This is a genomic window from Mesorhizobium huakuii, from assembly GCF_014189455.1.
In the GTDB taxonomy this organism is placed as follows: Bacteria; Pseudomonadota; Alphaproteobacteria; order Rhizobiales; family Rhizobiaceae; genus Mesorhizobium; species Mesorhizobium huakuii_A.
The window spans coordinates 1,053,457-1,078,064 of the sequence record NZ_CP050296.1 but is presented as its reverse complement, the minus strand read 5'-3'; the positions used below and the strand labels follow the sequence as shown (position 1 = coordinate 1,078,064).

The 24,608-nt window shown below is 64.9% G+C and carries 18 protein-coding genes and 2 pseudogenes; 10 read left to right on the top strand and 10 right to left on the bottom strand.

Features of this window, described 5'->3' with window-relative positions; all coding sequences use genetic code 11:
* Positions 1 to 4: 4 nt before the first annotated feature.
* Complete coding sequence (locus tag HB778_RS05320; RefSeq protein WP_183462091.1) at positions 5 to 1,825, bottom strand: FAD-dependent oxidoreductase; 1,821 nt, start codon at positions 1,823 to 1,825, stop codon at positions 5 to 7.
* A 199-nt stretch (positions 1,826 to 2,024) separates the two neighbouring features.
* Here HB778_RS05320 and HB778_RS05315 point away from each other — a divergent pair, with 199 nt between their 5' ends.
* The 4 genes from HB778_RS05315 (at position 2,025) to HB778_RS05300 (ending at position 5,850) form a co-directional block, all read left to right on the top strand.
* Positions 2,025 to 2,900 carry a LytTR family DNA-binding domain-containing protein gene (locus HB778_RS05315; protein WP_183462089.1) on the top strand — a complete coding sequence of 292 codons (876 nt, stop codon included), beginning with the start codon at positions 2,025 to 2,027 and terminating at the stop codon, positions 2,898 to 2,900.
* 315 nt (positions 2,901 to 3,215) lie between these two features.
* Entirely contained in the window at positions 3,216 to 3,599 is a 384-nt protein-coding gene (gene gloA2 / locus HB778_RS05310; protein WP_183462087.1) for an SMU1112c/YaeR family gloxylase I-like metalloprotein, read from the top strand.
* Between the two features lie 257 nt (positions 3,600 to 3,856).
* Complete coding sequence (locus HB778_RS05305; protein WP_183462085.1) at positions 3,857 to 4,435, top strand: TetR/AcrR family transcriptional regulator; 579 nt, start codon at positions 3,857 to 3,859, stop codon at positions 4,433 to 4,435.
* On the top strand, positions 4,432 to 5,850 hold the full coding sequence (locus tag HB778_RS05300; protein ID WP_183462083.1) for a hypothetical protein: 1,419 nt from the start codon (positions 4,432 to 4,434) through the stop codon (positions 5,848 to 5,850). Before HB778_RS05305 ends, HB778_RS05300 begins: the two co-directional genes overlap by 4 nt.
* Here the strand turns inward: HB778_RS05300 and HB778_RS05295 are convergent.
* Both HB778_RS05295 and HB778_RS05290 read right to left on the bottom strand, forming a co-directional pair.
* A complete protein-coding gene (locus HB778_RS05295; RefSeq protein ID WP_183462081.1) occupies positions 5,816 to 6,841 on the bottom strand; it encodes an alpha/beta fold hydrolase in 1,026 nt (341 codons plus the stop codon). The genes HB778_RS05300 and HB778_RS05295 overlap by 35 nt on opposite strands.
* 160 nt (positions 6,842 to 7,001) lie before the next feature.
* The gene (locus HB778_RS05290) at positions 7,002 to 8,126 is read right to left on the bottom strand and encodes an NAD(P)/FAD-dependent oxidoreductase (RefSeq protein WP_183462079.1); all 1,125 of its coding nucleotides are present in this window, start codon (positions 8,124 to 8,126) and stop codon (positions 7,002 to 7,004) included.
* 116 nt (positions 8,127 to 8,242) lie between these two features.
* Between HB778_RS05290 and HB778_RS05285 the strand changes: the two genes are divergently transcribed.
* The 5 genes and pseudogenes from HB778_RS05285 to HB778_RS05265 all read left to right on the top strand — a co-directional run bounded on the left by HB778_RS05285 (position 8,243) and on the right by HB778_RS05265 (position 15,027).
* On the top strand, positions 8,243 to 9,148 hold the full coding sequence (locus HB778_RS05285) for a LysR family transcriptional regulator (protein ID WP_183462077.1): 906 nt from the start codon (positions 8,243 to 8,245) through the stop codon (positions 9,146 to 9,148).
* Positions 9,149 to 9,254: 106 nt separating this feature from the next.
* On the top strand, positions 9,255 to 11,333 hold the full coding sequence (locus tag HB778_RS05280; protein ID WP_183462075.1) for a hydantoinase/oxoprolinase family protein: 2,079 nt from the start codon (positions 9,255 to 9,257) through the stop codon (positions 11,331 to 11,333).
* Positions 11,334 to 11,337: 4 nt separating this feature from the next.
* A complete protein-coding gene (locus tag HB778_RS05275; RefSeq protein WP_183462073.1) occupies positions 11,338 to 13,323 on the top strand; it encodes a hydantoinase B/oxoprolinase family protein in 1,986 nt (661 codons plus the stop codon).
* Positions 13,320 to 13,622: a (2Fe-2S)-binding protein gene (locus HB778_RS05270; RefSeq protein WP_183462071.1), complete on the top strand. Its 303-nt coding sequence runs from the start codon at positions 13,320 to 13,322 to the stop codon at positions 13,620 to 13,622. The genes HB778_RS05275 and HB778_RS05270 overlap by 4 nt, the downstream gene beginning before the upstream one ends.
* Positions 13,619 to 15,027: pseudogene (locus tag HB778_RS05265) on the top strand (FAD-dependent oxidoreductase). Before HB778_RS05270 ends, HB778_RS05265 begins: the two are co-directional and overlap by 4 nt.
* Here HB778_RS05265 and HB778_RS05260 read toward each other — a convergent pair.
* On the bottom strand, positions 15,024 to 16,349 hold the full coding sequence (locus HB778_RS05260) for an NAD(P)/FAD-dependent oxidoreductase (RefSeq protein WP_183462069.1): 1,326 nt from the start codon (positions 16,347 to 16,349) through the stop codon (positions 15,024 to 15,026). The pseudogene HB778_RS05265 and the gene HB778_RS05260 overlap by 4 nt on opposite strands.
* Positions 16,350 to 16,572: 223 nt before the next feature.
* Between HB778_RS05260 and HB778_RS05255 the strand changes: the two genes are divergently transcribed.
* Positions 16,573 to 17,049, top strand: coding sequence for an Lrp/AsnC family transcriptional regulator (locus HB778_RS05255; RefSeq protein WP_032933129.1), 477 nt, complete (start codon positions 16,573 to 16,575; stop codon positions 17,047 to 17,049).
* A gap of 15 nt (positions 17,050 to 17,064) precedes the next feature.
* Here the strand turns inward: HB778_RS05255 and HB778_RS05250 are convergent, their stop codons facing one another.
* The 6 genes and pseudogenes from HB778_RS05250 to HB778_RS05225 form a co-directional block, all read right to left on the bottom strand.
* Positions 17,065 to 18,720: an ABC transporter ATP-binding protein gene (locus HB778_RS05250; RefSeq protein ID WP_183462067.1), complete on the bottom strand. Its 1,656-nt coding sequence runs from the start codon at positions 18,718 to 18,720 to the stop codon at positions 17,065 to 17,067.
* Positions 18,717 to 19,562 carry an ABC transporter permease gene (locus tag HB778_RS05245; RefSeq protein WP_183465008.1) on the bottom strand — a complete coding sequence of 282 codons (846 nt, stop codon included), beginning with the start codon at positions 19,560 to 19,562 and terminating at the stop codon, positions 18,717 to 18,719. The genes HB778_RS05250 and HB778_RS05245 overlap by 4 nt, the downstream gene beginning before the upstream one ends.
* Before the next feature lie 2 nt (positions 19,563 to 19,564).
* On the bottom strand, positions 19,565 to 20,515 hold the full coding sequence (locus HB778_RS05240) for an ABC transporter permease (protein ID WP_183462065.1): 951 nt from the start codon (positions 20,513 to 20,515) through the stop codon (positions 19,565 to 19,567).
* Between the two features lie 86 nt (positions 20,516 to 20,601).
* Entirely contained in the window at positions 20,602 to 22,212 is a 1,611-nt protein-coding gene (locus HB778_RS05235) for an ABC transporter substrate-binding protein (protein WP_183462063.1), read from the bottom strand.
* Positions 22,213 to 22,275: 63 nt separating this feature from the next.
* The gene (locus tag HB778_RS05230; RefSeq protein ID WP_183462061.1) at positions 22,276 to 22,998 is read right to left on the bottom strand and encodes an HAD-IA family hydrolase; all 723 of its coding nucleotides are present in this window, start codon (positions 22,996 to 22,998) and stop codon (positions 22,276 to 22,278) included.
* Positions 22,965 to 24,608: pseudogene (locus tag HB778_RS05225) on the bottom strand (aminotransferase class III-fold pyridoxal phosphate-dependent enzyme). Before HB778_RS05225 ends, HB778_RS05230 begins: the two are co-directional and overlap by 34 nt.

Below are 24,608 nucleotides of genomic sequence, written 5' to 3'. Positions count from 1 at the left end.
GTGTTCAGCGTCCAGCCAACCTCGTAAAACCGTCGGCACTCCAGCCCTCGCTGCCGACACCGTGATGATTGATGAAAAGGCCGTCCGGATCGTAGCGCTCTTTCGCCGCAAGCAACCGCGGATAGTTCGCTCCCCAGAACGCATCCTGCCAGCGCTCTTCGAAAAAGTCACTTTCGGCTACATAAGAGCCGGGATTTGGAACTAGGCGCCGAACCTCGCTCATCGCCCTGCCGATGGCTTCGACATCCCGATCCGCCTTAGCGGCGCCAGGCTCGTGGCCGGGGATGCCAGGATAGGCGGGCGGCCCTGCGGCAGCACTGATCAAAAGCGCAAAGGCTTCCAGCGCTGCCGGATTGATGGCGGTATCGCGCGCCTGTTCGACGACTTCAGCCGGTGCACCGGCGAGTCCCTTGTTCATGTGTAGCGAGATGCACCAGTGGCGGCTTGCCGCAAACAGCATCCCGGCCAGCGCCTCGCGGCGGTCCCGCTCGAGAAGCGAGGCGGGCAACCAGGCTGACTGATAGCCATGCAGCACCTGGCCTGCCTCTTCCAGATTGGCGGCCCAGAACATGTTGTCGGCCGAGGCGCCGGGGCGGGCGTCGAACAAAACGATGCCGGGAACCTTCTCCAGGAAACGCGGATCCCAGAAATGTCGCGCCGGGGCCGAGATGAAAAAAGGATCAGCCGATAGCTGGAAATCCTGATTGCCCGCGTCCAGCCAATCAAGAAAGGGCCGCCACGTGAGTTCGGCCTGTTGCTGATCGATGCCCTGAAACAGCATGTTGATGGCAAGCAAATTGCCGGGGCGCAAGACGATCTGCTCGCCCCAGTGCGGACTGAGCAGCGCGGTGGTGTAGAATTCCAGGATACGCGCGATCAGTGTCTTGTAGGCATCATCCGAGCCGGCCTGGATCGTCATCGCAACGGCACCGAAGAATCCCGGCAACGCGTGTGTACGCAAGGTCAGCCTCGTCACCACGCCGAAGCTGCCGCCACCGCCACCCTTGAGCGCCCAGAACAACTCGGCGTTGGTGCAGGCATTGGCGATCCTCACTTCACCGTCGGCGGTCACGACTTCGGCTTCCAGCAGGCTCGCCGCCGCAAGCCCATAGGTCTTGGAGAAACTGCCGAAGCCGCCGCTCTGGATCAGGCCGGCGACGCCGACCGTCAGGCAGCCGCCGCCTTGCACATAGCGGCCCGCCTTGGTGGTGACCTCGTTGTAGGCCTTGCCCCACAACACACCCGCTCCGACTGAGACGGCGCGGACAGGCTGCTGCCGACCTTCGCAACCCGACGGCACGAAGCCGTCATGGGTGATCACGGCATCCATGTGGCGGGTCCAGATCAGCAGCGACTCCGCCGCGTTGGACGTTCCCTGATAGCTGTGGCCACCACCCTTGATCACCAGGCGCAGATTGTGGTCACGGGCGAAATTGACAGCCGCCACGACATCTTCGGTCGAATGCGCGGAGACGGCATAGGCGCTGGGTTGAGAAGTCCATGCGCCAACCCAGCCGAGGGTCTGGGTGAGAGCCGGGTCGTCGCCGAGGAAGAAAGGGTTTCCGAGGTTCTTCCAGAGTTCGGTGCAATCCGCGCTGTCGGGCGCTTGGATGCAAGCGGTCAAAGGCGATTTCAGCTTGATCAGTCGGCCGCCGACCGCCTGTTTGAGCTGTTCCCAAGCCGTTTGTGAGGGCCAACCGGCATTGCCAGGCCGGATGCGGGGCGTTGGCAGGCTTTCGGCGGCACCTGCGAAACTGTCATTCCATCCAACGACTGCGACGGGAGCTGTCGCCACCATCATCTGCAGGAAATCTCGCCTGTCCATGTCCGTCGACCTCGCGCCAGCAATGGACAGATGGCTACAACGGAGGGTTTGCGGTGGGAACAATCCTGGGATGAGACATGGCTCGGTGGGACGAGCGGCGACAGTGAATGAAAGCCGAGGGACAAGCGGCGGCTCTCCGGGGACCAAAGCTGTAACATGTTCCTTTCCCCGATCGGGTTGCTCGGGCATGATCGCTGCCATGCTGGAGCCAGCCGTAAAGCCGACCGATCTCGAACGCCGCATCCTGCTGCGGGTGCTGCTCGGGGCCGTCGCCTTTCTGGCTGTCATCGCCTTCGTCAATGCGTCGACGCTGAATGCCGATGCCGTCCGCGACGGGCGGGCGCTGGATACACGCATTCCCTGGATCCTGGAATATTCGAGCGTCCTTGTGATCATGGCGCTGGTGCCGCTGGCGGCATTGTGGGAACGGCGCTTTCCGCTCGCTGTGCAGGGCCTGCCGCGCGCGCTTGTTGCTCACATTGCCGGCAGCATCGTTTTTTCAGTCCTGCACGTCACCGGCATGGTCTTGCTGCGCAAGGCCGTCTTCGCCGCTCTGCTGGGGCAGAGCTACAATTTCTTCCACGCGCCGCTGAGCGACCTTGCCTATGAATACCGCAAGGATGTCCTGACCTACGCCACGATCCTTTTGATGCTGACGCTTATGCGCAGCATCGAGTTCAATCGCAGTCGGTCGCGGCAAGGCGGGCAGGGCGAAACCGAGCGCATGACGCTGAAGTCGGGTGGCCGTACCATCCTGCTCGACGCGCACTCGATGGAGTGGGCGCGGGCCGCTGCCAACTATGTCGATGTGCATGCCCGGGGGACCACGCATCTGGCGCGTATCAGCCTTACCGCGTTACAGGCGCAACTGGCGGTGGCCGGTGTCGATGCCGTGCGCGTGCACCGTTCCTGGATCGTCAATCGGGCAAAGATCGTCGAGATCGTGCCGCTCGGGGACGGCGATGTGCGCATTCGAACCAGCGACGGTTCGGAGATCAGGGGATCGCGGCGGTACCGGCACTTGCTCGACGGCCTGGAGAGACGCATCGAAAGGCCGGGTGCCCACACTGCCTAATCTGTAGGGCGTCCGCTGGTTCGTGGTTCCTTAGCTAAAGCGGTGGGTAAGATCGACGGCGTCTTTTCTCAATGCGGCGGCATGGATCGTCACCGTGCAGTGTCTGTAAGCGTTGAGAGGCGTCGAGGCGTCACCGTGAGCACGTGCCACAGGCGGTCCAGTTGCCCTTGTGCTCCATCGGCAATCTATCCCTGCATGAGCTTCTCACGCGAGAATATGAACGAGGCGACCCTCGCGAACGGCGACATCAACAAAGTGCCGTGTACTCGATGGTGACGTTGGCTTCAAATCCCACCTTGGCCTAGAGTTCTTGGTATGCTGAACGCCATTCACCACGTCGCGCTCATCTGCACCGATTACGACCGGTCGCGGCGGTTCTACGTCGAACTCCTCGGCCTCGATTTGATCCGGGAGGTCTATCGAGAGGAGCGACAGTCATGGAAGGCCGATCTGCGGATAGGGTCCGTCCAGCTGGAATTGTTCTCCTTCCCTGCACCAGTGATGCGGCCGTCCCATCCAGAGGCGACACGCCTGAGACATCTGGCATTTGCCGTGGCGAATCTTGATCCCGTCATTATGCGCCTGGAAGCCGCCGGCATTGCCGTTGAGCCAATCAGGATCGACCCATATACAGACCAACGGTTTACCTTTTTCAGTGACCCGGATGGATTGCCGCTGGAACTATACGAAGCCCCATAAGGAGCGGTTCGCTTTCGTGACCACGTCATCGGGGGTGGGAACGCCAGTCGGCAGACATAATCCGCCAACTCGGGTGCGTCACCGACTCCTAGCAACGGGTTAGGAAGCCGGCGGCTCTGCGCCAAGTATCGGCCAATCGCACGACGTTGCCGTCCTGCTCGCTCCGTCATGACTGCCTCCTGACCTTAAGCACTGTTTGTTTTCAGCAGGACTTCAGCCCTGTGTGCATTGCACACGGACACGTGTACAAAGCACACATGACTAAGGACCGGATCTTTGCGGCGGCCAAAGCCGTGCTCGAACAAGACGGAATCTCGGGAGTCACCATCCGCAAGGTGGCGCAGAGTGCGCAGATGTCGACGATGGCGATGTACCGCCACTTCGCCGACAAGGACGCTCTGCTGAACGCTCTGATGGAGGACGGACTTCGGGCCTGGGAGGAGCGGGCGCGTACCATCAACACATCCGATCCGATGGAATGGCTGGAGGAGCTCGGCGAAGCTTACTTGGACTTCGCCATCACGGAATCCCACCGGTTCGACGCGGCGTTCTTCCTGCCCGCTCCCGAGGCGCGCCGCTTTCCAGACGATTTTGCAGCTGGCCGCTCGCCCGTGTTGACCATGGCCATGAAGCGCATCGAAGAGGCGCAGGCAGAGGGACGCATCGGGGACACGCCCGCGCTCGAAATCGCCTTGGCGCTCGCGGCGTTAGGTCAAGGCTTCGTATCGATGCATCGCGCCAACCGCTTTTCGAGTGAGACACAGTTCAAAGCGCTCTACCGCACGGCCCTTCGCCAATGTCTCGCTTCATTCGAAGCTGTTCGGAGAGTAAGATGATCGCCGTCCTGGCTGCGCTGCTGGGCGGCGCGATGTTCTACCTGTCACAGGGCCTCGACGACGTATGGATGCTGGCTTGGTTCGCACCCGTGCCGCTCTTGTGGCTGGCCTACGGAAAGCAGCCGATGTGGCAGGTCATGGCGGCGAGCGCGGCCGCGATCCTGGCAAGCGGCGGCTACATGCTGCAACTGCCTTACACGCCGCCGCTCTTCATCATCGTGCCGGTCTTGCTGCTTTACGTTGGCATGTTTTGCGCCGCCGTCTGGTTCGCGCGCTTAGTACACCACCGGGCGCATCCGTTCGCCACACTCTTCGCGTTTCCAGCATGTTGGACGGCGTTCGAACTCCTGAGCCAGCTTCCATCGCCGAACGGCACCTACGGCTCGTTTGCCTACAGCACGATGTCAGCGCCCGTCCTGATCCAGTGCGCTTCGCTCTTCGGAATGTACGCCGTCACGTTCCTCATTTGCCTCTTCGCCAACACCCTTGCCCTGGCGCTGCGCGCCAGGCGGGAGGCCATCGCCGCCATCACTCTGGGCGTTGCGATCTGCGCGGCGAACTTGGCGTTCGGGTTCGCGCGTCTGGCCGAGCCCCAGCCTTCCACCGTCCGGGTGGCAGGCATCGTGGATGAATCCCTTGTAACGAACGCCTGGCGCGCGCATGCTTTGCCGGACGATCTTGCGGTGACGACAGCCTACGCACGGGAAATCGGCGAGGCGGCTCGCCAGGGCGCCCGTTTCATCGTGACGTCGGAAGGCGGCATGGCGTCGATCCGTGAGGCGCAGGCGGCCATCATCGCGCCGCTTGCGTCCGTGTCCAGGGAAACCGGAGCGCGGATCATTGCCGGCTTCCATTCTGACCACCCGCCAGCCGACTTCGCGCTTGCACTCGACCCCACGGGACCGACGCAGCGCTATGACAAGCGGCATCCCGTGCCGGGGCTTGAAGAGCGCTACGCGCCCGGCCACGCCTCCGGGTCCCTGGCCGACGGACTCGCGATGGAGATCTGCAAAGACATGGATTTCCCCAGCACCATTCGCTCCGATGCGGGGGCCCGGCTAGCAGGCGTGCCGGCGGGCGACTTCGGCATCGACGGCTGGCAGCATGCGCGAATGGCCATCATGCGCGGCGTCGAAAACGGATTCGCCATGATGCGTCCCGCGCACCATGGCCTGGTGATCGCCAGCGATGCGCAGGGCCGTGTCGTCGCCATCAAGAAGGATGCGCCGACGGGCCTGACCATGGTGGTCACGGACCTTCCGCTCGGCCCCGGGCCGACGCTTTACACGCGGATCGGCGATCTCTTCGCGTGGCTGTGCGTCGCCTCAACACTTTCGATCGCCATTCTCTCGATGTGGCCGTCATGCTTGCCGGACGGTCTCACGAACCGGCGACGTCAAGAACGGCCTGGGTGAAGGCCTTCGGCGCCTCCTGAGGGAGGTTGTGCCCGACACCTCCCTCGATCTGCCGATGCTCATATTTGCCAGTGAACATCTTGGCGTATGAACTCGGCGCTGGATGCGGCGCGCCGTTGGCGTCGCTCTCCAGCGTGATGGTCGGGACATGGATGGTCGGGGCGGTGGCCAGTTGTTTCTCCATTTCGGCGTACTCGGCCTCGCCTTCGGCCAGACCGAGCCGCCAGCGGTAGTTGTGGACCACGATGTCGACGTGATCAGGGTTGTCGAAGGCCGCCGCGCTGCGCGCGTAGGTGGCGTCATCGAATGCCCATTTCGGCGAAGCGAGTTGCCAGATCAGCTTGTTGAAATCGCGCCGGTTTTTCTCGTAGCCAAGACGGCCGCGTTCTGTCGCGAGGTAGAACTGGTACCACCACTCGAACTCGGCCTGCGGCGGCAGCGGCATCTTGCCGGCTTCTTGGCTACCGATCAGGTAGCCACTGACGGAAACCAGCGCCTTGGCGCGCTCGGGCCAGAGAGCGGCGACGATGTCGGCCGTCCGGGCGCCCCAGTCGAAGCCCGCCAGGACCGCGGTTTTGATCTTGAGACTATCCATGAAGGCGGTCAGATCGACGGCGAGCGCCGCGGGCTCGCCATTGCGAAATGTCCCGGCGGAACGAAAGAGCGTCCCCCCATAGCCGCGCAGGTAAGGGACCAGCACGCGATGCCCCGCCGATGCAAGCATCGGTGCAACGTCGACGAAGCTGTGAATGTCGTACGGCCAGCCATGCAAGAGCACGACCGGCGGGCCGTCGGACGGCCCGGCCTCGGCATACTCGATTTTGAGCACGCCGGCATCGACCTGCTTCAGCGGGCCGAAGGACGCATCCGGTTGTCCGGCCGCCTGCGCGCCGAACACGACCGGCATGGTGAACTGGCCGGCGGCGGCAAGAGCGGCCGCGCCGAGCAGCCGGCGGCGTTGACGGTCGACCTTTTCGCGAGCTGCGCTCATTGCCGGCCTCCTGTCCTTGCGGCGCAAGCTCAACGCTGCGCAGGCTTGGCGGCGACTATGCGCTTGGTCGAAACGCCACACCAGTCAGATTTTCGCTGACCAACCAGAGACGCCAGGTCCGGCGCGGAGGCTCGAACTGAACCGTCCTTCGCGAAAGCACTCATCGCGAAGCTGCGCGGGCGAAACGATCGATCCTGAAATCATCGAGCGGTGTCTCGCAACCACCGGTCATGATGAGCTCGGCCATGGCGTCGCCGACGCCCGGACCGAGCTGGAAGCCATGTCCGCAGAAGCCGAAGGCGTGGAACAGGCCTGGCGTCGTCGCCGAAGCTCCCATGACCGGCAGCATGTCCCGCACATAGCCCTCGCAGCCGGACCAGGTGCGGATGACCGCGACCTCTGCAATTGCCGGCAGCAGCCGCGCGACCGCGCGCAATTGCATCGGCAGCCGCATCGGGTCGGCGACCGCGTGGCCCGGATCGAGGTCCACCGCGACCCTCTCGGCCGCGCCGCCGAAGACGATGTTGCCGCGCTCGACCTGGCGCAGATAGGCGCCATGGTCCTTGTCGCGCGTCCAGATGCCGACCACCGGCAGGATCCGATGCGGCAGCGGCTCGGTCACACCCATCTGCGGGCCGCGGGCGTCGAGCGGCACGTCTTCGCCGAACTGTGCGGCAATGCGCGCGCCCCAGGCTCCGGCGGTGTTGAGCAAGCAGTCGGCGGCGAATGAACCTTTCGAAGTGGCGACAAGGAAACCGGAACCCGTATGGGTGATCTTCTCGACCTCGGCTCCCTCGATGATTTGCGCCCCCAGTTTGCGGGCGGCTTCGGCAAAGGCGGGCGCGATCAGCCGCGGATTGCCGCTGCCATCCTGTGGTGAGAACGACGCGGCGATCGCTTCGGGCCCGAGGCCCGGAAAGCGGGCATGGATCTCGCGTGGGCCGAGTTCCTCCAGTTCAAGCCCCCAGGGCCGTGCTGCCTCGGCATAGGCCCGCATGTCGGCGAGGCTTCCTTCATCGAAGATCAGCCTGAGATGGCCGGTGGCGCGGAACTCGACGTCGCGGCCAAGCATCTTTTCGGCCTCGCCCCACAGCCGCAGCGCGCGGTGGGCCAGTGGAAGCTGGGACAGATGGCGTCCCGTGCGCCGGATGTTGCCGAAGGAGGCGATGGTCGCGCCGGTGCCGACCCGGTTGCGCTCGATCAGCGTCACGCGCGCGCCGCGCCCGGCGAGGAAATAGGCGCAAGCCGTTCCCATCAGCCCGCCGCCCAGCACGATCACATCCATGGTTATTCCTTGCGCCGAGCGGACAATCCCCTGACAAAGCCGATCTTGTCGGCACCGCGGGATTGCGTCAAAGATGGGATTGGACAACAGCCATAAGCTTAACCTATGGAGCGGCAATGCGGGCGCGTCAGCTCGAAGTGTTCATCGCCGTGATGCGCGCGGGCACCGTGACCGCCGCGGCGCGGATGCTGAACATTTCCCAGCCCGCGCTCAGCCAGATCCTGCTTCACACCGAAGACGAACTCGGCTTCACGCTGTTCGAGCGGGTGAAGGGCCGGCTGCGGCCGACCCCGGAGGCGCTCGAGATCTTCGCCGATGCCGAGCGGCTGTCGGCGGGGCTGGAAGGCTTGCGCCGCAAGACCACCGACCTGCGTCTCGGCCGGACAGGGCTGGTGCGGGTCGCGGCCTCGCCGCCGCCGGCCATGGCGATCTTGCCGCGCGCTTTCACCAGCTTCCGGGCGCAGCATCCCGACATCTTGCTGCGCTCCCACATGGCGCCGATCGCCGCCATCGTCGACATGCTGCGCGCCGGCGATGCCAGTCTCGGCGTGGCCTTGGACGACCGCCTGCCTCCCGACATCGAGGCTGAAGTGATCGGCAGTGTCGGCTTCGCCTGCCTGCTGCCCGCCGGGCATGCATTGGCCGGGAAAACAGAGCTGACGCTCGCCGACCTCGCCGGCGAGGACTTGATATCCTATCGCGGCAACACCCGCCCCGCCGACGAGTTGGCCCACGCGGCGCGCGCGCAGGGCGTGGCGCTTTCACCGTCGCTCGAGATCGATGTCTCCATCTCGGCCGTCGGCTTCGTCCAGGCCGGCCTGGGGGTCGCCCTGGTCGACGCGCTGCTGCCCTGGCAGCAGTTTGCCGGGCTTGCCGTCCGGCCGCTCGCGAATGGGCCGGAATTTCCGATCGCGATGCTCACATCGCGCACACGGGCGCTTTCGCGGGCCGATGAGATGATGCGCGAGCAGATCCGCGCGGCCTGTTCCATCGTGCTGGGCGGTGACAAGGCAAGGGCATAAGCAGGACGGGGGCATAAGCAAGACTTATATCGTTCCGCGTCATCCGTCTTGGACCCTGGCCATCCTGTCGTGTCAGCTTTGGTTGGCAGACAGGAAGGGACGCATCATGGATGGTGCCATCGCGGCTGACGAAGCGCGGAACGAAGCCGACTGGAAGGTCGGTGTCGATATCGGCGGCACATTCATCGATTTCTGCGCGCTCGAAGCAAATTCAGGACGCGTCGCCTCGCTGAAAGTGCTGACGACGCCGGAAGATCCCGGTGCCGAGTTGATGACGGGCCTCACCCTTCTGGCCGAGCGCGAAGGCTTTGATCCCAAACGCATGACGCGTTTCGTGCATGGCACGACTGTCGGCATCAACACCATCATTCAGCGCAAGGGCGCGCCGCTCGCGCTGTTCACCAATGCCGGCTTCGAGGACGTCATCGAATTGGCGCGGCTGCGCATGCCGGACATGTATTCGCTGTTCTGCGCGCGGCCGGATCCGCTGATCTCGCGCGACATGGTGTTCGGCATCCCGGCCCGCATGCGCGCCGATGGCAGCGAATCCCAGGCGCCTGATATGGCGGCGGTGGAAAGCGCGGTGGCCGTGGCGAAGGCGAATGGCGCGCTGGGCATCATCGTCTGCTTCCTCCATTCCTGGCGCAACGCCGCGCAGGAAGCCTCGGTCAAGGCGGCGATCACCCGTCTCGCGCCCGATCTCTTCGTCTTCTCCTCGGCCGAGGTGTGGCCTGTTATTCGCGAATATGAGCGCAGCTCGACCGCCATCCTCAACGGCTATGTCCATCCGCGCGTCTCCGGCTATCTGACGGCGCTGGAAGAGCGGCTGAAGGGCCGCGGCGTGCCGGCCCGCCCGATGCTGACCAAGTCGAATGGCGGGCTGATGAACGCCGCCGAAGGCAAGCGCGCCTGCGTCAACATGCTTTTGTCGGGAACGGCCTCGGGCGTCATCGGCGCCTCGTGGCTGGCGCGCCGGGCTGGCGAAGACAAGATCCTTACCCTGGACATTGGCGGGACCTCGGCCGACTTCGCGCTCATCATCGATGGCGAGCCGCAGTTTGGCACCGGCGAACTGATCGGCGAATTTCCGCTGCATATCCCCTCCGTGTCGGTGAGTTCGATCGGTGTCGGCGGCGGCTCGATTGCTACTGTCGACGCGCAAGGGGTGCTGCGGGTCGGACCGGAATCGGCCGGTTCGACGCCAGGGCCGGCCTGCTATGGCCGTGGCGGCGAGCGTGCGACGGTGACGGACGCCATGGTGGTGTGCGGATGGCTCGGCCACAGCGAGATGGCCTATGGCCAGCTGCGGATCGACACCGGCCTGGCGCAGCGCGCGGTCGGCGAGCTTGCCGCTCGGCTCGGCCGTCCGGTCGAGCAGACGGCGCAGGCGATCCTCGATATCGCGGTGTCGGAAATGTTCGTCGAGGTCGAGAAGCTTGCTTCGCGCGCCGGCGTCGACTTGCGCGACTTCACTCTAATGCCTTTCGGCGGCGGCGGACCGATGCTCGGCGCCTTTCTTGCCCGCGAACTCGGCATGAAGCGCGTCATGGCGCCCCGTCGCCCCGGCGTGGTGTCGGCGCTGGGCGGGCTGGTGGCGGACCTGCGCGGCGATTTCATTCGCACCATCTTCAGCCCGCTGTCGGCCGTGGCGCTTGGCGGAATTCGCGAGGCCTTCGAGGCCTTGGCGCGTGAGGGTCGCGACTGGCTCGCGGCGCAGGGGCACGATGCGGCGGCGGAACTCAACCTCTCCTGCGACATGCGTTATGTCGGGCAGAGTTACGAGATCGAGGTCGTCCTCTCGCCGGAATGGCTGATGGACGGCAATTTGGCCGCCATCGAGCAGGCCTTCCACCTCTCCCATCAGCAGCTCTACGATTTCCACGATCCCGACGGCGAGATCGAGCTTGTGAACGTCCGGCTGTCCGCCATAGGCGCGGGTCCGAAACTCTCCCTGCCGGAGACCGAAGAAGTGGATGTTGCAGCCATCCCGGCGCGCCGGCTCCCGGTCTATACCGACTTGAACGTCGAAATGGTCGACCTGCACGACCGCCAGGCCCTCGTGTCGGGCAGCACGTTCCACGGGCCTGCCGTGGTCGTTCAGGAAGACACCACCTTCGCCATTCCCGCCGGAGCGCAGGCACGGGTCGACCGCCATCTCAACCTTCTGCTGACCTTCGCGGAGTGACGCCATGTTCGACCGCACAAACCTTCAGGTTCTGGCCAACCACGCCCGCGCGGCCGCCGAGAATATGGCCCACACGCTGCACCGCACCGCGCACTCGGCTTTCGTCAAGGAGACGCAGGATTTTACGGTGATGCTGATGGATCGATCGGGGGCGACCTTCGCCGTGCCGATGGAACTCGGCGCCACCTGGTATCCCGGGCTTTCCTATCACCGCGCCATCGCGATGGTCGGCGACTACCGGCCGGGAGATGTTGCGTTCACCAACGATCCCTATTCCGGCCACGTCGCCACGCACGCGCCAGACACGCATCTGTGGAAGCCGGTCTTCGTCGATGGCGAGATCGTCGCCTGGACGGGAGGGCACATCCACAACACCGATATGGGCGGTGCGGTGCCGGCCTCGCTCAGCCGGGCGCTGACCGAAATCCATCAGGAAGGCATCCGCTTTCCGCCGATGAAGCTGGTGAACGAAGGGGTCTTCGACGAGATGATCCTGCGGATCATGAGCACCAATGTGCGCAAGCCCGACCTCAACATCGGCGACATCAAGGCGCTGGTCGGCGCGCTCAACACCGGCGAGCGCAAGATCCAGGCGATGGTGAAAAAATTCGGCAAGGCCGGCTTCGTCGACGGCGTTGCCGCGCTTCTCGACCATGCGGAGGCGCAGGCACGCGACGTGCTGCGCGCCATGCCCGACGGCACGTGGGAATTCGCCGATTACGCCGATGAGGATTCCGTCGAGGCCAATCCGTGCCGGCTGAAGCTGAGGCTGACGATCAGGGGCGACGAGGCGGTGCTCGACTTCACCGGCTCAGATCCGCAGCTCGGTTCCTCGCTCAACGTGCCTTCGGGCGGCGATCCGCGCCACACCATGCTATTGGTGGGCGTCTACTACGTGCTCTATACGCTCAACCCGAAAATCCTGCTCAACACGGGCCTCACCCGGCCGTTCACCTGCATCGCCCCCACGGGGTCGGTGCTGAATCCGGTCCACCCCGCCGCCGTCGGCATGCGCTCGCTCACCTGCGCCCGGCTGCGGTCGGTCATCTTCGGCGCCTTCTCGCAGGCGGTGCCGGAGCGCCTGCCCGCGGCGCCGGCCGGCAATAACTGCATCGTCAACGTCATGACCACGGATGAACGCACCAGCCGGACCGTCATCACGGCGGTGAACCCGGTGGTAGGCGGCGGCGGGGCGATGCCGCATCGCGACGGGACCAACGGCTCGGGTGCGGATGCCGCCTATCTCAAGAACACACCGATCGAGATCACCGAGACCGAGACCCCGGTCGAATTCCTGAAATACGGGCTCGCCAGGGACAGTGGCGGGGCGGGGCGTTGGCGCGGCGGGCTGGCGACCGAGATGGCCTTCCGCGTCTTTGCTCCCGACTCCAGGATCACCGCGCGCAACCGCGACCGCAGCTTCTTCCGTCCCTGGGGCGTGCTGGGCGGCAAGGCGGCCGGCCTGTCGGACATGATCGTCAATCCGGGGACAGAGCACGAGCGGCGGCTGGGCAACATCGACACGGCGGTGCTGCAGCCAGGCGACGTGCTCGATATCCGCTCCGCCGGAGGCGGCGGGCGCGGCGATCCGTACGAACGCGAGCCCTGGCGGGTCGCGCAGGATGTGCGGCGCGGTTATATCTCGCCGATAGCGGCCGAACGCGACTATGGCGTCGTCATTCGCGAAGGCGAGGTCGATGAGCAGGCGACGGAAAGGCGGCGCGCGCATCACGAGCCGGGCGCCGGCCATTTCCATTTCGGTCCGGAGCGCGAAGGCTACGAAGCGCAGTGGACGCCAGCCGCCTATGACCGGCTCACCGCCATACTGGGGGATTTGCCGATCCACTGGCGGTTCTTCACCAAGACGGAGATCTTCCGCCGCATGAAGGGGCGCTCCGGGGCGGAGGCTGTCCAGGCGGCTTTCGATGCTGTCTGCGAACGGTTCCCTGAATTGCCGCGTCCCGGGCCGGTGCGAGAGGCCGCGGAATGATCTCGGCCGGCCGCATCGTCCGGCTGGCCGAGCGCGATCGGGCGCAGCTGCATTTCTTTCTCGACGGTGAAATCCGTAGCGCGCTCGCGGGCGACACCGTGCTGACCGCGATGCTGGCTTCAGGGCACGCGTTGCGAATGTCCGAGTTCGGACCCGAGCCGCGGGCCGGCTTCTGCCTGATGGGAGCTTGCCAGGATTGCTGGGTGTGGCAGGAGGAGGGGCCGCGCCTACGGGCATGCTCGACCCTTATCACGCAAGGCATACGGTTGCGCACGACGCCGCCGGAGAGCTGGCCGTGAACGAGACCTCATCGCCCCGGGTCGTGATCGTCGGCGCCGGCCCCGCCGGCATAAGGGCGGCGGCGGCGCTGGTCGAGGCGGGGCTCCATCCGGTTGTGATCGACGAAGGCAATCGCGCCGGCGGCCAGATCTATCGTCGCCCGCCTGACGGGTTCGTCCGCACGCCGGAGCAGCTCTATGGGTCGGAGGCGGGGAAGGCACGCGCGTTGCACGCGCTCTTCGATCGGCTGTCCGCAGAGGGGCGGCTCACCTATTGCGCGGCGAGCTCGGTCATTGCCGTGCAGGAGGGGCGGCTGCACGTGCTGGGGGAGGGCGGCGTGCAGCTGGTCAGTTATGACCGCCTGATCCTTGCCACCGGCGCATCCGACCGTGTCGCTCCGGTCCCGGGCTGGCAGAGCGCCGGCGTCTACAGCCTTGGCGCGGCGCAGATCGCGCTCAAGGCGCAAGGCGTGGCGCTGGGGCACCGCATCGTCCTGATCGGATCGGGGCCTTTGCTGACGCTGGTCGGCGCGCAACTCGTCAAGGCGGGAGCGGATGTGGCGGCGGTGCTCGACACCTCTCCCTGGCATCAGCAGATGCGAGGTTTCTGGAAGCTTGCCGCCCGACCATTCGTCGCACTGCGCGGCCTGGCCCTGCGGGTGCGGCTCGGCCGCCGCTACCATGCCGGCGTGAGCCTCGAAAGGATCGAGGCAGACGGGCAAGGCATCACGGCGATATGTTGGCGCGACGCCGGCGGAAGGCAGTGCCTCACGCCATGCGACACGATCGGCATGGGTTGGCACCTGCGGGCGGAAACGCATCTCGCAGATTTGGCGGGATGCGCCTTCACCTATGATGAGCAGTGGCGGCAATGGCTGCCGAAGACCGACCGGATGGGTCGCGCCGGCAACGGAGTCTATCTTGCGGGTGACGGCGTTCGTCTCCTCGGGGCGGATGGCGCGGAGATCGCGGGGTGTCTGGCGCGGCGGCGTGCCTTGCCGATCTTGGATTTCCGGCGCCCTTCACCGCGGCGGATCTGCGCGAGCTTGCACGGCTCGAGCGCTTTGCGCGCGGCCTGGCTTGCGCCTTTCCCTGGCCGGCGGCGATGGTGCGGGCGCTCCCCGACGACGCGATCGTCTGCCGTTGTGAGAACGTGGCTGCTGGAGACGTACGTCAAAGTGTGGATTCCGGCGGCGGCGAGGTCAACCGGGTGAAGTCGCTGTCGCGCGTCGGCATGGGGCGATGCCAGGGGCGCTATTGCCAGTTGGCTGCCGTCGAACTTGTCGCGGAGCAAGCCGGCTGCGCTGCCGACGCTGTCGGACGGTTTCGCGGGCAGGCGCCTGTGCGGCCTGCGCCTGTCGGCGCCTTTCTCCGGGAAGGTGGATGCGATTGCGAAGACAGCGCCTCGGCATCTGTCACGTCCTAGAAATCGGCGACCTTCCCCCACACGGAAGCATCGAAGCGCCGCGGATCGTAGGATGTCGGGTCGACGATCGGCTGCGACCCGGTCACCAGATCGGCGACGAGGTGTCCGGCGCCGGGGCCGATGCCGAAGCCATGTCCCGAAAATCCGGCAGCCAGGAAGAAACCGGGAATGGTATCAATCTCGCCGATAGCGGGCACGCCATCCGGCGTGCTGTCGATGTAGCCGGCCCAGGCCGCGCTGATCCTGGTCTTTCTGAGCTCCGGCAGAAGTTCGAGCGCGCGGGCATGGGTCAGGCGGATTGTCGCCTGGTCCGGGGCCGGATCGAGGATGCGCATCCGCTCCATCGGCGTCGGCTGGTCGAGCCGCCAGCGCTTGAGCGTTTCGTGGCCTGAGCGCGCGCCCTGCAGCCCGCCGGGCGCGAGGCTGCGCCAGCGCTTCAGGAACATCGGGACAAACTGCGAGGAGAAGCGCAATTGCTGCGGCGTCACGTCGACGCGGCCGCGTCCGCTTATGGCGAGCGTGTAGCCGCCGTCGCCGCGACGCGTGGCCGAGATTTTTGCCGTGTGTAGCGCATCCGGCAGACCCTCCGCGCCGGGCGAGACGGACAGGATGGAGGAGCGGATCGACGCCTGCGGAAAGCGGAAACCGAACTGCCGGCAAAAGGAGGATGCCCAGGCGCCGCCGGCCAGGACCGCCAACTTCGTCCGGATCGTCCCGCTTTCGGTGACCACGCCGCTCAGGCGTCCGCCCTCGGTCTCGATGCCGCGCGCGGCGCAATTCTGGTGCACTGTGCCGCCGAGCTTGAGGATGGCGCGGGCGACCGAGGGTGCTGCCCGCGACGGATCGGCGGTGCCGTCGGTCGGCGAGAAGACGCCGCCCTTCCAGCTCCGGCTCGTGGCGCGGCCCCGCTCGCTGGCCTCGGCGCTGTCAAGCATATGCGTGGTGACGCCGGCCGTCCTGGCGAAATCACGCCAGCGCGCCCAGCCGGCCAGTTCCGCATCGTCATTGCTGAGATAGAGCAGGCCGCAGCGACGAAAGCCGGTGTCTTCGCCGGTTTCCGCCGCAAAGCTGTCCCACAGGTCAAGGCTTCGGGTTGCCATAGGCAATTCGCGGGCGTCGCGATTCTGCTGGCGGCACCATCCCCAGTTCCTCGAGGACTGCTCGGCGCCGATGCGCCCTTTTTCGACGAGCACGACCTGCATGCCGCGCCTGGCCAGATAATAGGCCGTGAAGACACCGACGATGCCGCCGCCAATCACCACCGCGTCCGCGGATCGCGGCAGGTCGCTTGATGTCTCGATTTGCTGAAGCGGCGCGCGCATGGTCTCTCTGCCTTGACGCGCCAATCTACCGTGTTGTGCAGGCAGCCGCTGCCGCAGTTGAGGCCGAAGCAGAATTTTATTCCGGCAGCCCGGTCGAAATCGGGAGCCTCTGCGTTTCAAAGCGGTATCCGCCTGGATGGACAGGCCAAAGGGCTGTGGTAGTGTTTATGTCCATGGGCAAGGCAGCATTTTGTGCTGTGGCATGCGTTCTGCGGAGACGACCGTGAAACTGGATCGGATCGACATCAAGATTCTGTACGAATTGCAGAAGAACGGCCGCATCACCAATGTGGAACTGGCTGAACTGGTGCATCTGTCGCCGAGCCCGTGCCTTATGCGGGTCAAGAGACTGCAATCGGAGGGCTACATCGAGGGCTATTCGGCGCAGATCAACATCGGCAAGCTTGGCCAGACGCTGACCGTGTTCACCGAAATCACCTTGAAGAACCATCGCCAGGTCGACTTCGCCCGCTTTCTCGCCGTCGTCGAGAAGATCGACCAGGTCATCGAATGCCACCTCGTGTCGGGCGGCTACGACTATCTGATGAAATTCGTGACCGCCGGCATCGCCGAGTACCAGACGATCATGGAGCGGCTGACCGACATGGATATCGGCATCGACAAGTATTTCAGCTTCGTCGTGCTGAAGTCGCCCATCGTCAAGGCGCACATGCCGCTGCCCAGCCTGTTCCCGAGGTAAGGCTCTGCCGTCTCGTCAGCGGTGGCCGTACTGGCTGACCAGTTCGGGGTCGCGGACGAGGCCATCGAGCCAGGTCGGATCGAGCTTCGGCACGGAGGAGAACAGCAGCTTGGAATAGGGGTGGGTGGGGGCCATCAGTCTGTCGGGTGTGATCTGCTCCACCCGCTCGCCATTGTACATGACCATGATCTCGTCGCAGATCGCTTCGACGACGGAGAGGTCGTGGCTGATGAAAATGTAGGAAAGGCCCAACTCGCGCTGCAACTCCTTGAGCAGTTCGATCACAGCGGCCGCCACCACCGTGTCGAGCGCCGAGGTGATTTCGTCGCAGATGATCAGCTTGGGTCCGGCCGCCAGAGCGCGCGCGAAATTCACGCGCTGCTTCTGGCCGCCCGAGAGCTCCGACGGGCGACGGTAGCGCAGCGTCCTGGGCAGGCGCACCATGTCGAGCAGTTCGTCGACGCGCTTCGAGCGCGCCTGCCTGTCGAGCTGGTGATAGAAGGCCAGCGGCCGGGAAATGATGTCCTCCACCGGCTTGGCCGGATTGAGCGCGGTGTCGGCATACTGGAACACGATCTGCATCTCGCGCAGCTGGTCCTGGCTGCGTTTGCCTGCGGCGCGCTCCAGTTGCTTGCCGTCGAAGATGATGTCGCCGGCCGCCGCCGGATGGATGCCGGCGATGACGCGCGCCAGCGTCGATTTTCCGCAGCCGGATTCGCCGATGACGCCGAGATTGCGCCCTTTCTCGACGACCAGGCTGACGGTATCGACGGCGCGGATAAGCGGCAGTCCGTCAGCCCGCACCGCACCATAGCCGGCCGTCACATTGTCGATGCGCAGCAACGGCTTGGCGCCGGCATCCGCGTCGGCATGCGCTTGCCGCGGCTTCGGCTCGAACGCAGCCAAAAGTTCACGCGTATAGGGGTGCTGGGCGGCCGAAAGAATCTGAGCGGTGGTGCCGGTCTCCTGCACTTCGCCGCCCTTCAGCACCACGATATGGTCGGCGATCTGGGCGACGACGGCGAGGTCGTGCGAAACATAGACCCCCGCTATCCCGCCAGCCCGCATGACCGACTTGAATGCCTTCAGCACGTCGATCTGCGTCGTCACGTCGAGTGCCGTGGTCGGCTCGTCGAAGATCATCAGCTTGGGATCGCCGATCAGCGCCATGGCCGCCGACAGCCGCTGCAATTGCCCGCCCGAAACCTGGTGCGGATAACGCGCGCCAATTCCTTCCGGGTCCGGCAGCGACAAGGCCCTGAACAGCTCGACCGCGCGCTTTCGCGCCTGCTCGGGCGGCATCAGCCCGTGGATTCGCGTAACCTCGATCACCTGCTCCATGATGGTGGACGAGGGGTTGAACGAGGCGGCGGCACTTTGCGGAACATAGGCAATGTCGGTGCCGCGCAATTTGGCGCGCTGCTTTTCGGACAGTGCGGCCATGTTCTTGCCGTTCACATTGATCTCGCCGCCGATGATCCGGCAGCCGGGCCGCGCATAGCCCATGAGCGAGAGCGCCACCGTCGTCTTGCCGGAGCCGCTCTCGCCGATCAGGGCGACGATCTCGCCGTCGGCGATGTCGAGGCTGACGCCCTTGATGATTTCAACGACACGTCCGGCGTCGGTCGTCGCCTCGATCCTCAGATTCCTGACCTCGACGAGATTGGTCATGCGTCGCGGTCCCTGATCTTCTGCGGCAAATTGTCGATCAGCAGGTTGACGCTGATGGTGAGGCTGGCGATCGCCAGAGAGGGGATGATGACGGCAGGCGCCGCGAAGGGCAGGCCGCCTATGTTCTCGCGCACCAGCGCGCCCCAGTCGGCGAGCGGCGGCTGCAGGCCGAGCCCGAGGAAGGACAGGCCGGAGAGCAAGAGCACGATGAAGACGAAGCGCAGACCGAAATCGGCCAGCACCGGGCGGATGATGTTGGGCAGGATCTCGGAGCCGATGAGGTAGGCGATGCTTTCGCCACGGACGCGGGCGACGGTCATGAAGTCCATGGTGTTGATGTTGACGGCGAGCGCCCGCGCGAAGCGGTAGGCGCCCGGTATGTAGATGACGGCGAGCGTCAGGATCAGCGCGGGGATCGACGAGCCGACCGCGGCGACGACCACAAGGCCGAACAGCTTGCTGGGGATGGAATTCATGGCGTCGAGGAAGCGGCTGAGGCAAGTGTCGAGCCAGCCGCCGGTGACGGCCGCGATCATCCCCAGCACCACGCCAGAGAAGCAGGCGATGACGACGGCGGCGAGCGATATGCCGACGGTGTAGCGCGCGCCCATCAGAACCCGCGAGAGCATGTCGCGCCCCAGATAGTCCGAGCCGAGCCACAAGCCCTGACGCATCGGGCCGAAATAATCGTCATCGACGATGTCGCCGATCGAATGGGGAATGATGGCGGGCGCGAAGATGGCGATCAGCGTCCACGCCAGGATGACCAGCGCGGCCACGACACCCACGAGATTGTAGCTGTGGCCCAGCAAGGACCGTCGGGAAGCTGCCACGCGCGCCATCGTCACCTGAGCCTCGGGTTGGACATGATGGCGATGATGTCGGCGACGGTGATGAGCAGGAGATAGCCGAGGCAGAAGATCATCGCGCAGCTCTGGATCAGCGGCAGGTCGCGGGTGGCGACCGCATCGACCATCAGCTTGGCGATGCCGGGATAGTTGAAGATCGTCTCGACGATGATGACGCCGCCGACCAGATAGGACAAAGACAGCGCGACCGCGTTGACGATCGGCCCGAGCGCATTGGGAAGCGCGTGCTTGAGCACCATGCGGCCGCGTGAGGCGCCTTTGAGAAGCGCCATCTCGACATAGGGCGTTGAGAGCGTTTCGATCACCGCGGCGCGCGTCATGCGGATCATCTGGGCGGAGATGACGAAGGTAAGTGTGATCACCGGCATGGCATAGATGCGCACGAGGTCGGTCAGCGTATGCGCCTCATTGACCGAGGACAGGGCCGGCAGCCATTTGAGATAAACGGCGAAGAGCAGGACCGCGAGCGTCGCGACCATGAATTCCGGCACCGAGATGACGCCGATCGAAAGAACGGTGACGGCGCGGTCATAGAGGGAACCGCGCAGCATGGCGGCGGTGATGCCCAGCGTCAGCGCCAGCGGCACCGAGAGCAGCGTGGTGATGCCGGCGAGTTCCATGGTGTTGACGAAGCGCCCGCCGATCAGCGCCGCGACCGGCATCTCATTGGCGTAGGAGGTGCCGAGATCGCCGTGGAGCAGGCCGACAAGCCAGAGCAGGAAGCGCAGGATTGCCGGATCGTTGAGATGCATGGCCTCACGCAGGCCGGCGACCGCCTCCGGGGTGGCTGCCTGGCCGAGCAGGATCGACGCGGTGTCGCCGGGCAGCATGCTGGTGGCGAAAAACACGGCGAACAGCACGATCAGCAGCGTGACGACCGCGATCGCCAGCCGCTTCAGCACGAGGTTTAGAACCCCAGACGTCATTGAAGCGCTCCTGCGGTTGCGTTCGGCCAAGTCATGTTGCGCAATAGGTGCCGGGGACCGGTCGTCCGGTCCCCGGCAGGCGCCTCTCAGGCTTCGAGCCAGAGATATTCCGCCATTGCGTAGCCCATCATGCCACCGAGCGGGTTCGCCTCCAAACCCTTCACCTTGCTGGAGAGGGCGTCCACGTTGGAAATGTAGGCCGGGATGATGGTGCCGGCCTCCTCGGAGATCATGGTCTGCATCTGGCCGTAGATCTCCTTGCGCTTGGCCTGGTCGAGTGAGCCGCGCGCCTCGATCATCAGCTTGTCGAACTTCTCCGACTTGTACTGGCTTTCGTTCCAGGGCGCGTTGGAGGCGTAGAGGAGCGAGAACAGGATGTCCGGCGTCGGGCGCGGATTGATGTTGCCGAAATGGATCGGCGCCTTGAGCCAGTAATTGTCCCAGTAGCCGTCGGACGGCACGCGCTGGACGTCGAGCTTCATGCCGATATCGGCGCCGGCGGCCTGGATGATCACAGCCATGTCGATCGACGAGGTCGCGGCATCGGAGGCGATCACGGGAATGGACTGGCCGAGCAGGCCCGCCTTCTGGAAGTGGAACTTGGCCTTGTCCGGGTCGAAGGCCTTCGGCTTGAGGTCGGCATTGTGGAAGATGTTCGCTGGCGAGACGGGCTGGTCGTTGCCGACTTCGCCGAGGCCGCGCAGCGCCGATTTGACGATCTGCTCGCGATTGACGAGATACTTCATGCCGGTCACGAAGTCGGCCTTGCTGCCCGGATCCATGTCGAGCCGGATGTTGAGGTCGGTGTAGTTGCCCGAGGTCGTCTTCGACAGTTCGAAGCCTTGCTGGCCGCCGATAAGCTTCATCGCGCGCGGATTGATCGAGGCGGCGAAACTGATGTCGCCGGAAAGCAGCGCGTTGACGCGGGCGCTGTCGTCGCTGATGGCGATGAACTCGAAGGAGTCCAGATAGGGCTTGCCCGACTTCCAGTAGTTCTTGTTCTTGGTGACCACCGAACGCACACCCGGCTCGAACGTCTGCAGCACGAAGGCGCCGGTGCCGTTGCCCTTCGAGAAGTCCGTGGTGCCGTCCTGGACGATCATGAAGTGGTGCAGCGCCAGGATGGTCGGCAGGTCGGCATTCGGGTCGGCGAGCGTGATTTCGACCGTGGACTTGTCGACCGCCTTGAAGCCGGTCATCTGCGCGGCGATCTTGGCGACCTTGGAACCGACGGCCTTGTCGAGATGGCGCTTCAGCGAGAAGACGACGTCGTCTGCGGTGAGGTCCTTGCCGTCGTGGAAGGTGACGCCCTTGCGCAGCTTCACCGTCCAGGTCTTGGCGTCCTTGCTGTCGAAGCTTTCGGCCAGCTCCATCTGCGTGACGCCATCCTTGTCGAGGAAAGTCAGGCGGTTGTAGAGCGAGCAGCAGCGGACATAGTCGGTGGAGAGCGACGCCTTTGCCGGATCGAGCGTGTCGGCGGTCGAGGACGACCAGCCGGCGGCCTTGAAATTGCCGCCGGAAACCGGCGTGGCGGCGACGGCCTGGGTGGCACGGCCAAGCACCACGCTGCCCGCGGCAACCGCGGCACCACCGGCCAACAGCATCTTGAGAAGTTCGCGGCGGCTCGCGCCCCGCCGGATGGCGGTTTCGACCATGGTATCGTCTGCGCTGGTCCAGTTCGTGATCTTGTCGGTCATATCATTCCCCTTTCGGTTGTTTTTCCGGGATGCTCGTCTTGCTGCGGCTTTCCGGGCTTGGGCTCAGGTTCGTTCCTTCAGGCTTTCCCGCACGGCCGCCGCCAATGCGGCCATTGAGGTGAAGTGGTAGTCCGGCGCGGTGAAGCGCTCGGGCTCGATCGTGCCGCCATAGCCCTTCTGGGCGTGCCGGCGCTCGATCCAGCAATTGGTCATGCCAAGCGCCCGGGATATGCCGATGTCGTGATACTGGCTTTGTGCGACGTGCAGGATGTCGTCCTTGCTGTCGCCCCGGGAGGCGACGAAATCGAAGACCTTCTGGAAGAAGGCCGGGTCCGGTTTCTCGGTGCCTGTATCGTCGGCCGTAAAGGTGGCGAAAAAGGGCGATCCGAGCTGCTTTTCGAAATGATCGAGCGCCCAGCGCCTTGCATTGGTCATGGCGATCAGCCTGTGCGACTTCGCAAGGTCCACCAATGCCGCCGCGCTGTCCGGGAAGCCTTGCCAGAGGCTGGCCGAATCCCGCAGGCGGACGCCGTATTTTTCGTCAGTGGGCAGGCCGAGCCGCGGCGCGATGACTGTGTAGACACGTACGAGATCGTCGGGAAACAGGCCGGCATCGGGCATGTAGCGGGCCTGCCGGTAGAGGCTCAGCGCTTCCTCGCCATCGATCGAAACGCCGGCCTCGGCGGCAATTCCGGCCAGGCAGGTGGTGATGCCGCCTTCGAAGTCGATCAGCGTGCCGACCACATCGAAGGTCAAGTATTTGAATTCGCTAAAGCCCCTGGCCAAGACTGGCTCTCCTCTGCGCGCGGCCGAATTGCATGTGTTGAACAGAACAAAATTCCGTGCTGTCCGGGGCGTCGGCCCTTTTCGAAGGCCCGGAAATCCGGGCTTTCTGGCCTTGTCTTAACTGCAGTCTGGCACTTCCCCCGCGCTGGATTCGCCGAAAAGGCGTGAGGGCGCGGCACAAAATTGCGAAATCGTCCGCCCCGGCGATATTTCGAGACACGACATATTTCGCCGCCTTCATGCCAGTGCCTGGCGGACATCGGCATCGTCCAGCGTCTGGTCGAGCGTCCGGCGCGTGCGTTCGATGATCGCATCGATATCGGCGTCGGTGCAGCAGAGCGGGGAGCATAGCCGAGAACCCCGTTGGCGAAGGCACGGATGATCAGGCCGTTGTCCCACGCCCTGTCGAAGATGCGCCGTGCCGGCATTGCCGACGCCGGAAGCGGCGTCTTCTTTTCCTTGTCGACCACCAGTTCGATGGCGGCAAGCATGCCGCGACCGCGCACGTCGCCGACAAGCGGATGGTCCCTCAGCCCCTCCAATCCTGCCATCAGGCGCGCACCGGCCTTGATGCCATTGTCCAGAAGGCCGTCTTCATAGAGCTTCAACACTTCGAGCGCGACGGCCGCGCTGACGGGATGGGCGGAATAGGTGTAGCCGTGGCCGACAGCCGCGGCGCCCGCGCCATCGGCGATGACGTTGTAGACATGATCGGCCATGAACACGGCGCCCATGGGAACATAGCCCGAGGTCAACCCTTTGGCGGTCGTCATGAAATCGGGGACGATCTCCTCGTCGGTGCAGGCGAACAGGGGGCCTGTGCGGCCGAAGCCGGTGATCACCTCGTCGGCGATGAACAGGACGCCGTGCTCCCGGCAGAGCTCGCGCATCGCCTTGATCCAGCCTTTCGGCGGGACGATGACACCGCCCGATCCCTGGATCGGCTCGGCATAAAAAGGCGGCGACCCGCTCCGGCCCGATCGCCTCGATCTTGGCCTTCAGCGCGGCGAGCGATGCGGCGGTGATCGCGTTGCCGTCCTCGCCCACCGGGTTGCGATAGGGATAGGGGAAGGGATCTTGTGCTGCCATTCGAAGGGAATGCCGAAACCGGCGTGAAAGGCGGGGAGCGCGGTCAGGCCCGCGCCGACCACCGACGAGCCGTGATAGCCCTGCTCTATGGAAATGAACTGGTCGCGTTGCGGCTCGCCCTTGGCGTTCCAGTAGTAGCGGACGAAACGGATCGTGCTGTCGACCGCGTCCGACCCGCCAAGCGTGAAAAAGACGTGATTGAGGTCGCCTGGCGCGCGCTCGGCCAGTTCCGAGGCGAGCCGGATGGCCGGCTCCGAACCGAGGTCGAAATAGGCGGTGGCATAAGGGAGCTCGCGCATCTGCCGGGCCGCCGCCTCGACGATGCTGTCGTGGCCGTAGCCGGCATTGACGCACCATAGCCCCGCGAAACCATCGACAAGTTGCCGGCCGGACGCTTCGGTCACGGTCGCGCCCTTCGCCGATTTCAAGACACGGACGCCAAGCGCCTCATGGCCACGATATGAAGCGACTGGGTGGATGAGATGGGCGCGGTCGAGTTCGATCAGGGAATTGGCGAGCAT